The following is a 13,460-nucleotide window of genomic DNA, read 5'->3' as shown; positions in this document are numbered from 1 at the left end:
CCTAGTTTCCGAGGGCCGCCGACACCGCCCGCCGAACCGGCTTCACCGTCGATGGCGCGAACTCCGAGACGAGATTCGAGACGTCGCGCCGGAACGGGTCCGGGTCGTCCGTCGAGAGGTAGTCGAAGTTGGGGTCGGTGAGCAGCGAACGGAGGACGCGAGCGACTTCCAGCGGGACCGACGGGCGCTCGACGTGTTCGTAGTCGTCGCGGAGGAGACTGACGAGGTAGACGAGTTCCCCCCGGAGGATGTGACTGCCCGTGCCGACCGTGTAGCCGTAGTCGGGGTTTCGAACGCCGTTCGCCAGTTGGTAGTAGCGGTACGGAAAGTTCACGCCCGCGTGCACCGCGAGTTGGAGCGACCCCCAGAAGCGCGGATTCACTTCGAGCAGTTTGAACCGCTGGTCGCGCGGGTCGCGCCGGAACTCGACCATGGCCGGGCCGTGCCAGTCGAGCGCCGACAGGAGCCGGACGCCGTGCTCGCGGAGCTTCTGCTTCGACACGGATTCGCGGAAGACGCTCGCCCCGCCGGAGTAGGTGTAGCTTCGAATCCGCCGGTGCTGGAACGTGACGACCGGTTCGCCGTGGTCGAACAGGGCGAAAAAGCCGTACTCGGTCCCGTCCGGGATGCACTCCTGTGCGATGGGGACGTGCCCCATCTCGTCGGCGATGCGGTCCGCGTCGGGTTCCTCGGAGAGGAAGCGCACGCCGGGGTACGCGGTTTTGCCGTCCTCCACGCACACCGTGTAGCGGGATTTGACGACCGTTTCGTCGTCCCAGTCGTCCCACTCCGTGAGCAGGGCCGTTTTCGGGGTGGGAACGCCGACTTCCTCCGCCCGGCGGAACAACCGACTCCGGTCGCGGGCGGACGCCATCGTCTCGGCGTCGGGCCACGGCGTTGCGACGTGTTCGGCGAACGCCGCCCGGTTCTCGGAGAGGACGTAACTCTCGGGTTCCCGGAGCGGGACGATGGTCTCCACGTCCGGGCGCTCGGCGAGCGAGAGCAGGCCGTCCCGGTAGCCGTCGAGGTCTTCGTTCGGCGCGGGTAGGGAGGCGCGTTCGGTGACGTATTTCGACGCGAACGCGGGGGAGTCGGGCGATTCGCCCGCCGCGATGACCGGAATCCGCTCGCGGCCGAGCGACCGGATGCACGCGAGGCTGCTGCCCGCCGCGATGGCCGGGACGACGACGCTCATTCGTCCTCCACCGCGGACAGGAACGCGTCCACCGCGTCCGTGACTTCGCCGTACACGCGACGGAAGGTGTCCTCGTCGGCGTCGTACGGGTCCTCGATTTCGTACTCCGGGGACGCGTCGAATGACCTGACGAAACACGCCTTCCCGAGCGAATCGGGGTGGTTTCGCTTCAGGTACCAGTAGTTCCACGCGTCCATCAGCAACACGAGGTCGCTCTCCCGGAGGAGGCCCTCGTCCACGCACTGCGAGCGATGGTCGGTCAAATCCACGCCGAACTCCGACGCGACGGTGACGGCCGCGTCGGGGCTCGACCGCCCTTCCTTCTCGATGAATCCGGCGGAGCGAACCGCGGAACAGTCGTACTCCGTTTCCCGGAGGCGGTCCCGGAGATAGCGCTCGGCCATCGGGCTTCGACAGATGTTTCCGAGACAGAGGAAGAGGACCGCGGGTTCGGGCGGAAGCGTTCGCACAGCGTCGGCCGTGTCTCTGGGTTGTGCGTCCGGCCGTAACCGTAGCCGCTCCATCTCCACGGCGAGCCGTCGTTTGCCGTGCTGGAGGTGTTCTAACATCGTCCCCGGTTCGACGCACCTGCTGTTATAATTGAACCATCGTTTCGGGAGTAGACAGCGCCTACAACGGGAACAGGACGTGATTACGACTGACGCGACGATAACTCGGACAAAAAAGACCGCCGCTGACGACCGAGTTCGTCAGCAGTAGTGGTCACAGCCGAAGTGGGTACAGCACCCGCTCGTCGTCGTGACGCAGTTCCCGGCCCTGTAGCCGGTGATAGAGCAGCCGAGCATCTGACAGCACCGGACCTCGGTCTGGTAACAGCCACAGAAACTGTCCTCCGTACAACCGCAGTCGTCCGACGGATTGTGGTTACAGTCGCCGTACCAGCTCGTATCGCAGTTTCGCTGGACGGTCACGCCATCGTCGTTCGTCGTGATGACCGTGGTCGGCTCGTCGTCGGCGTCGGGTTCGACCAGCGCGAAGCTGCGGTCGACGTGGGGTTCGACCATGATGCGCAGTCTGCGGTCCGAGAGGCGCTTGATAATCTGGACTTGCGCCGTCGCCGTCCCCTTGTGGTCGTAGGAGAGGACGATGACGCCGTTGTCGACCCTGCTGCTGTCTTGATGGGGAAGTACTTCGTCGATGCCGAGCGAGTTCACGCTCGCATCCTCCAGCAGCCCGCGGTCCGAAAGCGCACGCAACAGCTCCCCACCGGTCGCTCGAACCGCCTTGCGGGCGACCGCCGGTGATTCGTGTTCCTTTGCGAGCGAATTGAGCCGCTCCTTGGTCGGCGTCAGGTCGGGCTCCGTCGACGTGACGGTCGAAATCAGCGGCAGGGCAGCGAGCGACGCGGCGAGTCCCCCCGACGAACGGAGGAATCCACGTCGCTTCGTTTCCGTCTCGCGCGCCGATTCGTGAACGTCTCGGAGCACATCGCTTCGTCTGATATCGTCGTCGGAATCTCGTTGCATCGCAACTCCAGATGGATACTGCACCGATATAAATTCATAGTCTAGATATTTTTATTTTAGTACTTTCCAATCCGTCATATATTCCGGGTCGCATCAACCCCCGCAGACGTGGCGGTCGATTCGACCGAAATTACCGTTCAGAAACCCCGGATGTGTTCGAAGAAAAAACAGCGACAGATTCGATAGCCGACGGTTATTTATCCGTCAGCAGGTAGCGGAGGATGTCACCGTAGGCCGGTCGCGTGACCAGCACACCGATGAGCACGCCGAGGATGGTGATGATGGCGAACCCTTGGAGGTCGCCGAGTCCGAGCACCGCCAGCGGGCTCATGGCGATGATGGTCGTCGCGGCGGCGGCCCCGATGACCCAGAACGCCTTGCGGAAGCGCGACTGGAAGACGCGTGAGGAGTTGACGTCCCCTTCGCTCATCACCTCGTCGGCGATGATGATGAGGTCGTCCACCCCGGTCCCGATGACCGCGATGAATCCGGCGATGTGCGAGAGGTCGAGCGGGAGTTTCACCGCGGCGGCGAACCCGAGCAGGATGAACACCTCGGAGAGGGCGGTCAGAATCATCGGCAGCGCGACCTCGCGCTTTCCGTAGCGGAGGAAGACGACGCCGCTGACCGCGAGCACGGCCGCGATACCGGCGATGAGGGAATCGACTTTGAACTGGCTCGCGAGACTCGGCTGGAGGTAGGTCGTGGTCCCCTCCTGCGTGTCGAGCGCCGCCGGAAGCGCACCCGCTTGCAGGTTGATCTGCAGACGGCGCGCCTCGGAGGCGTTGGAAGCGGTAATCCTGAACGTCGGGTTGTTTTTGAATTCGCCGCTTTTGACGGACGGGGCGAGGCCCTCCCCCATTCCCGCACCGTAGACGACGCGGCCGTCCGTGAGCGTGTAGAGGCAGTATCCCGCCTTGTCGGCGGACTGTTGCGGATAGTTACAGGCGAGGATGCCCTGCGAACTCGTGAATCCCTTCTCGTTCATCACGCGGACGAACTTGTTTGCGGACTCGTCGGAGAGCGAAACGGAGACGCCCCACCGATTATCGGCACCGGCTTGTTGTGCGGGTCCGACGTTGGAGATTCCCTGCTGGGTGAACAGCGTCGTGTTCGCTTGCGTCCCGTTGCCGGTCGGGTAGTGAGCGACGATAGAGACCTTCCCACGTTTCGTGACCAGACTCTCCATCTCGGACTGGTTGGCGTTGGGCATCTCGATTTGGATGAAATGCTTGCCGTTCGCCGCCGTGACCTGCTGGACGCGACCCCCGGCGAGTCCCGCCTTGGAAATTTTATCGCTCAGCGTGCGAACGATATCGTCGCGCGTCTGTGCGGTCACGCCTTCGCGGACGGTTTCGTACTCGATGTTCGCGCCGTCCAGCGCCGACTTGACCTGTTCGGTGGTCACGTTGTCCGAGAAGACCTCGACGGTGCTCTGAGTCTTCGTGGTTCGAATCGCCACGTCGGACTGACTGACGCTGGGAATGTCCCCGGCGACGGCCTTCTGGATGTCCGTTCGGGACGTTCCGTTCGGTGCGGTCACTTGCTCGGCCGTGACGCCGTTGACGGGCGCGCGAATTCGCGTCCCGCCCGCCAGTTCGAGACCGTACTTCAGGTTGGTCGGGCCGGAACTGGACGCGGCGAGATTGGCGTTTCCGCCGCTTCCGCCCTGCGGGACGAACAGCGCGAAGGCGCTTCCGAGCAGGAGCACGAGGAGCAGGCCGACGCGCCATTGGTCGCGCATACTCATCGTCCCACCCCCTCGTACTTGTACCAGCGAAGGAGGCTCAGATTGAGCATGTACGTGTTCATCAGGTCGGTCGCCAGTCCCATCACGAGGACGGTACCGATGGCCGTGAGCAGACCGATTTGGAAGATGAACGCCACGATGGTCATCACCGCCATCGCGGCGAGCGACGTGACGGTCATCGTCACACCCGTCCGCATCGCGCGGTAGGTGCTCTCGTAGAAGCCGCCGGACCGCCGGAGGACGTGGTTGTTGAGCAGGATGTCCGAGTCCACGCTATATCCGATGAGCATCAGGAGCGCGGCCACGGTCCCCAGCGAGAGCGGGATACCGAGAAGGTTCATCAGCGCGACCGGAATCACGATGTCGCTGAATGCGGAGAGCACGACCGCGATAGAGGGAACGAACGACCGGAACATGAGGAAGACGATGATGCTCATGCCGACGAACGCCGCGACGATGCCGTATAGCGCGAGTTGTTGGGCGCTCGACCCGAAACTCGCCGACGTACTCTGAATGGAGAGCACGTCGTATCCGAGGCCCTTCGCTTGCGACGTGAGCGAGTTCGTATCAGTGTCTTGGAACGTGACGATGTAGACGTTGTTCGAAGACTGCGCCGGAGTCACCGACGCGACCTCGGAATCGAACGAGGTCGTGATCTGCTGTTGCGATGCAGTCGTCTGAATTCTCATTTCGGTTCCGCCCGTAAAATCGATACCCGGTGTCACTGGTGCGCCGGTGGCCGCATACCAACCGGCGATGACAAGCAACGCCAGCACGAGAATAGCGAGGGGAACCCCCGCGAGTTGCCGATTCGAGTACCGGGTGTAATCGACCTCCGGTACTTGAAACTCTACCATATCCGTTGGGTGCGAGGCGACCCTGAATAAGCCTTCTTAATTACTACGGCCGAAGAGGTCACGCGAAACCGAAAGAAGGGCGGCAAAAATCGGACGAAGGCATAATTATCCTCGGTCCCTATCCTCCACTATGTCGGTGGAAAAGACGAACGCAGCGAACGACTCGGCGACGACGGTCGTCGTCTCGTATCCCGAGGACCTGAGCAACTGGGGTCGGTTTCAGGTCGGAACGAGGTATTTCAAAGCGTACCTCCGGAAGACCAAGGGTCAACTGCACGAGGGGGACGTGTGGAACGAGTTCCTCGACGTGGGGTGTTGTGGAAACACGCTCGACGTACCGCTCCGCGTCGAGCGTATCGAGGGCGGCGACCGAATGGGACCCGAGACGGACATCGAATACGAGGTGCGGGAGGCCTGCGGAATTCAGGGCGGCTGGCAGGTACAGAGCGCGGGAGGACCGAACGAAGTGTGAACCGTTCGCCGAGCCGTCAGAACTGTGCGTCGAGAAACGCCTCGACGCGCTCGCGCGTTGGGGCCGTTCTCGCCCCGGACGCCATCGAAGTCAGCGCGCCGCAGGCGTTGGCGAACTCCAGCGCTCGTTCGTAGTCGTGCGAATCGAGCAGGGTGGCGATGAACCCGGCCGCGAAGGCGTCGCCAGCGCCGGTCGAATCGACCGATTCGACGACGAACCCAGGATGAGTGTAAACGCCGTCGGTCGTATCGACCCGCGCACCCTTGCGTCCGTGCTTGATGACGACGACCCGGCCGTGTAGCTCCGACGACGGGTGTTCCAAATCGCTGTCCAAAATGGTCGCCGCTTCGCGGTCGTTCAGGAAGACGATATCCGAGTAGGCCAATGCCCGCGAGAAGTCCCGTTCGCCGAGACGGCGGCCGGGGTCGAAGCTCACTGAGAGGTCCGCCTCGGTGGCGATTCGAGCGAGTTCGGCCGCGGTGTCCGGGCGCTGGCTGGTCAGGTGGAGGTGTTCCGCCGACCTGACGTACTCGGAGTCGATGTCCTCGGGCGAGATGATTTCGTTCGCCCCCTCGTTTCCGAGCACCATCACCTCGCCGCGTTCGTCCACGATGAGGTACTTCGTCGTGGTCTCGACGCCCGCAACTTCGATGACGTGCGTGCAGTCCACCCCGACGCTCGTGAGTTCGTTTCGAACCAGCAAGCCGTGTTCGTCGGAACCGATGCTCCCGACCAGTCCGGTCGAGACGTCCATCCCCGCGAGGGCGGCGGCGACGTTCGCGGCGCTGCCGCCGCCGGAGCGCCGCTGTGAGGAGATACGGGCTTCGCCGTCGGGTTCGGGGAGGGCGTCCACTCTGAGCGTCACGTCCCAGTTGATGTGACCCGCGGTTACGACTCGAACCATAACACGCTCCCGAAGCGGTTCGTGGACGGCATACCCCTCTTGTTACCTCGCAGTAGTAAAAAATCCTGACGACTTTCTCCGTGGCCGGGAACGTGACGACTCGTGGGAAGTATCGCAGAAGTCCATAGATTTCCCGTTCCGGGATCGAAACGCGTCGCGTGCTCTCGGACGGAGAACAGTCCAGTCGGCTACGAGAATCCCCATCAGCCCGTGACCGCGAACAGGATGAGGTTGTGCGCGCCCGGCCCCAGTCCGACCGCCGCGACGACGCCGAGCAGGAGGTATCCCTCGGTCGGTTCGCTGGAGACGTAATCCGCGAACAGCAGGACGACGAACTCCGCGATGGCGAGTTTCACGACGACGAACAGCCACCCGACGCCGAAGGAGTCCGCCGTCGGGAGCGAGTGGGCGATTTCGAGGATGGCTTGCGAGAGCGGCGTGCGCTCGCCGAAGCCCAGCACGTCGATACCGACCGCGGTCGAGACGGAATCCAAGGCGTGGGCGAACAGCGTGAGGACGCCGACCGCTCCCGTGATGATGGCGACGTCGGGATAGAAGAACTGGGTCGCCGCCCAGAGGAGTCCGGTCAAAATCACCGCGACGACGAGAGCCACGAACGGCCAGAACAGGCGGAGACTGTCGTGCTGGACGCCGTACCAGAGTGCGACGAGGAGAACGACCGCGACGCCCACGAGTCCGGTACCGGCGAGCACACGGGGAACGGGAGCTCGGAGACGATGAATCGAGAGCAACCAGACGGCCCCGGCTACCGCGAACGTCGTGAGATAGACGGCAGGAGTGCCGAATAGCGGTAGGAGGGCGTCAGGAATCGGCGACCCCGGCAGTTGATACAGCGCGTTCAGTCCCGCACCGACGACCATCCACGGCGCGAGCGACACGACGGTCCGCTCCGAGATGGTCGGTTCCGCACGCCAGAGCAGCCAGATGACGACACCGACCGCCAGCAAAAGCGGGAGAAGATACGAGATGGGGGGAAGCGCGAACCCGTCCGGCAGTACCATACACCGACACGCGAACGGAGGTAGGGAAAGGTTTGCGGTCTGTGTGCTCCCCTCGTGCCGACGCCGACGGCGAGCGCACCGCGCTACGAATCCTCGTCCGCGGTATCGTCATCGGGCGAGTACATCCGGTCGAGAAAGGTTTCCAGCTGCGGAGACCCGATGTATCGGATTTCGTTTGCCCCTTCGTCGTACCCGATGAGGCCGAAGTCCTGTAGTTTCGGGAGGTGGACGTGGTGCAGTCGTTGGCGCAGCCGCTTTTCGGAGAGGTCGTCTCCGGTCTCCTTCGACTGGAGAGCGTCGACGAGTTCTGCGACCGAACACCGATCTTCGGGGATGGACGACAGGTAGGAGAGGATCCGGCGCCGATACGGTTCGGCCGTGATGTCCATGATATCGTCCACCGATAGCGCGGAACGTTGCCGAGAGTCGGATTTCACCATCGTGTATCTATGTCTACGCTAGCGGATAGTTTCTGTTCAAGGGTCTGCTTGTTCGAACGGGACGTTTATAAGAAGTTCCGGTCGTGACAGGTCACTCACGCTTGTCGTCGTCCGCTCCCAAAAGCGTCTGTTCGAGGAGGGATTCGTTTCCGCGTCGAATCCGCTCGGACAACGCCTGCTGGCTGATGTCCAGTTCCGTCGCCAACTCGTCGAGGGTCACGCGACTCGGCGTGGAGAAATATCCCCGTTGGAGCGCGAGGAGCAACGCCTCCCGTTGTTCCTCGGTCAACGATAGGGCCGGTCGACTTTTCCCCACTTCCCTGAGCGTATAGATTCGACCGAGGGTGTACTTGACGTCGTTTTCGAGGCTGTAGTTGTGAAACTCGGAGAGGTCGTCGTACGACGGGAAGAGCAGTTCGAACAACCAGTCCTCGTCGTCGTAGCCTTCCGCGGTTCTGATGATGCTGTTCGTCTCCTGTAGCCCTTCGAGAAAGGCTTCGTCGGGAATATCCCAATCCATTAGATAGAGAACGCGGTCGTCCACGCGGTCGAGTTCCGTGAGGTCGTTGACGTACGGGCCGTCACGCACTCGCGCTTCGAAGTCCGACAGGTCGTCCCCCCACGCCCAGAAAACCGGAACGACGCGCGAGCCGACCGGAACGACGCGCTCGAATTCGATGTGGATGTCCGTCCCCGTAGTGAGGAGGTCTCCCAACGGGAAGTTATTCGACTGAAGGGTGAGTTCTGCAACGACAGCCATGATACCCTCCCCTCTAGCACTGCTACCGGCTTAACGACTCGGTGGAATCCGTTCCGGTCGATGGTGCTCCGCCCGCGGAGAAGAGCATCGCTTCGCATGAATCGGTCGCGTCAGGACCGTTCGTCCCACGGTTCGCCGTTCTGTTGGTCCCCGAACAGCTCGCGCATCAGCGTCACGATGCTCTCCGGGGGGAACTGCCCGCGTTCGGTGACGATTGCGTCCACGTACCGCGGCGGCGTCACGTCGAACGCCGGGTTCTCGACGCGCACGTCGCCCACCGCCTCGCGTTCCGCGTCGGGGAGGACCTCCTGTTCGTCGCGCATCTCGATTTCGACGGTGTGGCCCGTCATCGTCCCCGGATGGAGTTTCAGCGTCTGTGCGGCGACCATGATGGGAACGCCGCGTTCGCGGGCGTTGACGGCCAATCCAGACGTGCCGACCTTGTTGATGACGCTCCCGTCGGCGGCGATGGAGTCCGCGCCGACGAGCACGTGGTCCGCGTCGTTCAGATACCGTCGGGCCGCGTTGTCCACGATGAGGGTAACGGGAACGCCCCAGTCGCGCAGTTGGCGGGCGGTGATGTGGCCCTGCTTCCGTGGCCGGGTTTCCTTCACGATGGCGCGTATCTCCTTGCCGTCGTTCAGCGCGTGGCGGACGCAAGAGAGCGCGTCAGTCGAGTGACAATGGGTCATGATGGTGTCGCCGTCGCGGAGGCGATTCGCGCCGATTTGCCCGAGGTTGTCCTGCGCTTGGTCGAGTTCTCGTCGGAACTCCACGACGGTCGCCACGACGCTGTCCCGCAGTTCCGCCACGGTGTCCCCCTCCATCCCCTGCAGGACGTAGCGAAGGGCGTTCGGGAGGCTCACCGCGGTCGGCCGGGTCTCGTGGAGTCGCCGAGCAGCGGCACGAATCTCCGCCCGGAACTCCTCTGCGGTGTCGGCCTCGCTGGCTTGCGCCTGCTCGCCGATGGCCGCGGCCGCCGCGTCGGCGATGGCCGCCGCGCCGCGAATCTCCATCTCGGCGATGTCGTCCGCGACGGCGGCGACGGCGGGCGTGATAGCAGGGTCGTTCATGTGGATGCCTACGACTATCGGAGTGAAAAAGATAGTCCGGCGGAAATTCTACGGTGACGGCAGTTGCACGGGAAACATGGACCTCGACACGCCGATAGCCGCCTCGGAGTCGGTGATGCGCGTCGCCGAACTCGTCGCCGCCTATCTGCTCGTCGGCCTGTTCGTCGTCGGCCTCCTCGATTTCGGGTTCCTCGCGCTCTCCTTCCTCCGGGCCGGTCGTGCGACCGACCCGCGAAGCCTCATCGAACTGGTCGACATCGTGCTGCTGTTGTTCATCGTCGCCGAAATCTATCGGACGGTCATCGCCTACGTGGAGTCCGAGGGCGAAGTCGGTGTCGTGCGAGCGACGGTTTACGCGGGCATCATCGCGCTGGTCCGCAAGGCAATCACGTTCCAAATCGACGGCTATTCGTCGGTCACGAACGCCGCCATCGCCGCCGGGTCGTACACGCTGTTGCTCGTCGGACTCGGGACGGTGCTGTGGGTCGTGTCCCGACGATAGCGGGATTTTTACCGGGGCGGGCCATCCACCCCGCTATGAACGAATCAGAACTCGCTGCAAAAATCGACCACACGGTGTTGGGACCGGAGACGACCCTCGCGGACGTGGAGGCCGTACTGGATGACGCCGAGGAGTACGGTATGAACGCCTGCATCCCGCCGTGCTACGTCGCGGAGGCCGCCGAGTACGCCCCGGACGTGACGCTCGCAACCGTCGTCGGGTTCCCGCACGGCCAGCACGCGACCGACGCCAAGCGCGACGAAGCGGTCGGCGCGTGGGACGACGGCGCGGACGAAGTGGATATGGTCATCAACGCCGGGCGATTGAAGGCTGGCGACCACGACGCGGTGCGGGCGGATATCGAGGAAGTCGTCGCCGCCGTCCCGACTCCGGTGAAGGTCATCATCGAGACGGCGCTCCTCACCGACGAGGAGAAACACGACGCCTGCCGATTGGCGACGGAGGCGGACGCGGCGTTCGTCAAGACATCCACGGGATTCGCGGACGGCGGCGCGGAAGTCGAGGACGTGGAACTGATGGCCGAGTACCTCCCCGTCAAGGCGAGCGGCGGTATCGGCGACTACGAAAAAGCGAAGGCGATGCTCGACGCCGGTGCCGAGCGCATCGGCGCGAGCAGCGGCGTCGAAATCGTCGAGGATTTCCGCGGATAGGGTCCGCGGGAGGTCACCCGCGGGACGTCTCTTTTCAGTCGTCGTCGCTCGGTTGCGGACTCGGCGTGCCCTGTCGTGCGCTGCTCATCCACCCGTCGATGTGTTCGGCGACGTAATCCCGTCCGCCCCACCCGAACGCCACGCCGGCGCCGATTGCGATGGCGGCCGCGAAGCCCCACGCGAGGGCGCGAGCGAACAGGTAGAGGATGCCGACGTCGATTCCCATCGTGTCGAGACCGATAACGATGGCGGTGAAGTACAGGAACAGTCGGGTCCCGGTGGCGAACCACGTGGTGTAGTCGGTGTGGGTCGCCGCCTGCGTGCGCATGATGGCGTCGCCGATGAAGTCGGCCACGACGAATCCCAGAATGATGACTAAGAGTCCCGCGATAAGCGCCGGCAGGTACGAAACCGCCGTTGCAACCCACAACGAGAGCCTCGGAATGGCGAGCACGTTCGCCGCCGCGAGGATCGCCAACGCGTAGACGAACCATGCGGCGAGTTTGCCGAACGCGCCGGACACCGCACTCTCCGTTCCGCCGAGCATCCGACCCAGTGGCGTATCGAGTACCATCCTGTCGAGTTCGATTCTATCCGCGAGCCTGCGGACGACGGCCGCTGCGCCGCGTCCGATGACCCAGCCGATGAGCAGGATAACGACCGCGCCGACGAGGCGCGGAATCAATGCGACGAACCCAGCTATGGGGTCCTGAAGCCATCCGGGAAGACCACCCGCTTGTAAGACGATGTCGTATTGTGTCATAGTTCGTTTTCTCCCCACGCGGTCGCGTGGTTCATCCATTGATGGGACCACAGCCAGTTTGTTGTTGGCCGCCTAAACAGCGGGGAAAGCGAGTAACGGCGAATGAATTCGGATATGTTTCGCACCCGTTACTGTCCGAGAGAAGGAACACATTTCGAGGAGGTGGCAGAAATAGTACAACCGAAACGAAAACAAAAGGCTACGTAAAAGTCATCTTTCGCCCCGAATTCAGCCCCGTCCGGGCCCGGGGATACGAACCATTACCGTCAACTCCTGTACCGTTGACAGGATTCGTCGGGGACTCACTCCTCTCGGAGCGCGTACAGCATCGGCGCGTTGTCGCTCGAATCGGTGGCGGCGAACAGCGTCCCGTCCGCGACGGCGAAGGCGTCCCGAACCCGTCCGTCGAGACGGAGCTTCCACCGCTTTGCGCCGAATCGGGTGTCGCCGACGCCGGACCCGCCGTTCGTTTTGATGCCGTACACGGCCCCGCTCCCGTCGCCGACGTAAACGGTATCCCCCGCGACCGCCGGTGAACACGAACTGATGTCCGACAGTCCGAACGACCAGCGGGACCCCCCGGAGTCGGCGTCGATGGCGTGAAGTTTGTCGCCCGTGACGCCGAAGACCGTCCCCTCGGCGATGGCGAGGTGCGTCGAAACGTTGCCACCGCGCTCCGTCTTCCACCTCGTGCCGCCCGCCCCCGCGTTGGTATCGAGACAGAACACCTGTCCCTTGAAACCGGGGACGTAGAGCGACTGCTGGACGAGCGTCGGCGCGGCAGTGATGATACTCGGGAGTTTCCGCCGCCACATCCGGCCGCCGTTCGTGGCCGAAAAGGCGTACACCTCCCCCCAGTACGTCGTGGCGAACAGCGTGCGGTCATGTGCCACCGCCAGCGGCGCGTCTATCTCCCCGTACACCTGCTGTCGCCAGCGCTCCTCGTTCTCCTCCAAATCGAAACAGTGAATCCGGCCGTCGCTCGTCCCGACGAACAGCGACTCGCCGTCGGAATCGAGCCGCGGCGAACCGGAGACGTAGCCCGTAGTCTCGAACTCCCGCCGTTTCGTTCCCGATTTCACGTCCACCGCCGTCACCGATTCGTCGGGGCCGCTCACGTAGGCGGTTCCGTCCCTGACGGTCGGTGCCGACCAGATGTTTCCGTCGCCCGGCGGTCGGTACTCCCAGCGTTGCGTCCCGTCCGCCGCGTCGTAGCAGATGAGCTTCTCCGCGTCCGGGACGAAGACCCGGTTTTCCGCGACGACCGGCGGCCCGGTCGTCATCCCGAGGCGCGTCTTCCACGCTATTTTCGGGGTTGAACGCGGGCCGTGGCCCTTCGGATTGTAGCCGGTGTTCACCCCGTCGTGTCCGGCCGTCGGCCAGTCGGGTCGGTCACCGGCTGCGTAGGCGGCGTCGTCCGACTGCGATTCGGTGGACGCACAACCAGCGGTCGCGGTGATGGTCGCGGTAGTGCCGAGGGCGGCGAGAAAATCCCGTCGTGATGGAGAGGGCATACACCCGCTTCCCAATCGGAAATAATAAGCTTTCTTCACGATTTGTCGCG

General features: G+C 63.6%; 15 protein-coding genes. 3 read left to right on the top strand and 12 right to left on the bottom strand.

The window, feature by feature from the left end; translation table 11 throughout:
• Position 1: 1 nt before the first annotated feature.
• The 5 genes from V5735_RS14620 to secF all read right to left on the bottom strand — a co-directional run bounded on the left by V5735_RS14620 (position 2) and on the right by secF (position 5,289).
• Positions 2-1,195: an ATP-grasp domain-containing protein gene (locus V5735_RS14620; protein WP_423744181.1), complete on the bottom strand. Its 1,194-nt coding sequence runs from the start codon at positions 1,193-1,195 to the stop codon at positions 2-4.
• Positions 1,192-1,764, bottom strand: coding sequence for a low molecular weight phosphotyrosine protein phosphatase (locus V5735_RS14615; protein ID WP_423744180.1), 573 nt, complete (start codon positions 1,762-1,764; stop codon positions 1,192-1,194). The genes V5735_RS14620 and V5735_RS14615 overlap by 4 nt, the downstream gene beginning before the upstream one ends.
• Before the next feature lie 141 nt (positions 1,765-1,905).
• The gene (locus V5735_RS14610) at positions 1,906-2,682 is read right to left on the bottom strand and encodes a hypothetical protein (protein WP_423744179.1); all 777 of its coding nucleotides are present in this window, start codon (positions 2,680-2,682) and stop codon (positions 1,906-1,908) included.
• A gap of 193 nt (positions 2,683-2,875) precedes the next feature.
• A complete protein-coding gene (locus V5735_RS14605; protein WP_423744178.1) occupies positions 2,876-4,432 on the bottom strand; it encodes a preprotein translocase subunit SecD in 1,557 nt (518 codons plus the stop codon).
• Positions 4,429-5,289 carry a protein translocase subunit SecF gene (gene secF / locus V5735_RS14600; protein ID WP_423744177.1) on the bottom strand — a complete coding sequence of 287 codons (861 nt, stop codon included), beginning with the start codon at positions 5,287-5,289 and terminating at the stop codon, positions 4,429-4,431. Before secF ends, V5735_RS14605 begins: the two co-directional genes overlap by 4 nt.
• A gap of 130 nt (positions 5,290-5,419) precedes the next feature.
• Between secF and V5735_RS14595 the strand changes: the two genes are divergently transcribed.
• Positions 5,420-5,761 (top strand): hypothetical protein, encoded by a 342-nt coding sequence (locus V5735_RS14595; protein WP_423744176.1) that lies wholly within the window; start codon positions 5,420-5,422, stop codon positions 5,759-5,761.
• A 16-nt stretch (positions 5,762-5,777) separates the two neighbouring features.
• On the opposite strand, the gene V5735_RS14590 is transcribed toward V5735_RS14595, so the two are convergent.
• The 5 genes from V5735_RS14590 to V5735_RS14570 form a co-directional block, all read right to left on the bottom strand.
• On the bottom strand, positions 5,778-6,665 hold the full coding sequence (locus V5735_RS14590; RefSeq protein ID WP_423744175.1) for a carbohydrate kinase family protein: 888 nt from the start codon (positions 6,663-6,665) through the stop codon (positions 5,778-5,780).
• 203 nt (positions 6,666-6,868) lie between these two features.
• Entirely contained in the window at positions 6,869-7,687 is an 819-nt protein-coding gene (locus V5735_RS14585; RefSeq protein WP_423744174.1) for a DUF63 family protein, read from the bottom strand.
• 83 nt (positions 7,688-7,770) lie between these two features.
• Positions 7,771-8,127 (bottom strand): DUF7344 domain-containing protein, encoded by a 357-nt coding sequence (locus tag V5735_RS14580; protein WP_423744173.1) that lies wholly within the window; start codon positions 8,125-8,127, stop codon positions 7,771-7,773.
• Positions 8,128-8,218: 91 nt separating this feature from the next.
• The gene (locus tag V5735_RS14575; RefSeq protein ID WP_423744172.1) at positions 8,219-8,887 is read right to left on the bottom strand and encodes a helix-turn-helix domain-containing protein; all 669 of its coding nucleotides are present in this window, start codon (positions 8,885-8,887) and stop codon (positions 8,219-8,221) included.
• 110 nt (positions 8,888-8,997) lie between these two features.
• Positions 8,998-9,960, bottom strand: coding sequence for a ribose 1,5-bisphosphate isomerase (locus tag V5735_RS14570; protein WP_423744171.1), 963 nt, complete (start codon positions 9,958-9,960; stop codon positions 8,998-9,000).
• A gap of 76 nt (positions 9,961-10,036) precedes the next feature.
• Between V5735_RS14570 and V5735_RS14565 the strand changes: the two genes are divergently transcribed.
• Together V5735_RS14565 and deoC are read left to right on the top strand one after the other, a co-directional pair.
• Positions 10,037-10,462 carry a phosphate-starvation-inducible PsiE family protein gene (locus V5735_RS14565; protein ID WP_423744170.1) on the top strand — a complete coding sequence of 142 codons (426 nt, stop codon included), beginning with the start codon at positions 10,037-10,039 and terminating at the stop codon, positions 10,460-10,462.
• Positions 10,463-10,497: 35 nt separating this feature from the next.
• Positions 10,498-11,133 carry a deoxyribose-phosphate aldolase gene (gene deoC, locus V5735_RS14560; RefSeq protein ID WP_423744169.1) on the top strand — a complete coding sequence of 212 codons (636 nt, stop codon included), beginning with the start codon at positions 10,498-10,500 and terminating at the stop codon, positions 11,131-11,133.
• Between the two features lie 34 nt (positions 11,134-11,167).
• On the opposite strand, the gene V5735_RS14555 is transcribed toward deoC, so the two are convergent.
• Complete coding sequence (locus tag V5735_RS14555) at positions 11,168-11,896, bottom strand: mechanosensitive ion channel family protein (RefSeq protein WP_423744168.1); 729 nt, start codon at positions 11,894-11,896, stop codon at positions 11,168-11,170.
• Positions 11,897-12,198: 302 nt separating this feature from the next.
• Positions 12,199-13,410, bottom strand: a complete 1,212-nt coding sequence (locus tag V5735_RS14550) for a PQQ-binding-like beta-propeller repeat protein (RefSeq protein ID WP_423744167.1) — start codon at positions 13,408-13,410, stop codon at positions 12,199-12,201.
• Positions 13,411-13,460 lie beyond the last annotated feature (50 nt).

The sequence above is a fragment of the Haladaptatus sp. SPP-AMP-3 genome (assembly GCF_049568665.1).
Lineage (GTDB): Archaea > Halobacteriota > Halobacteria > Halobacteriales > Haladaptataceae > Haladaptatus > Haladaptatus paucihalophilus.
This window is presented reverse-complemented; position numbering and strand designations above follow the sequence as displayed.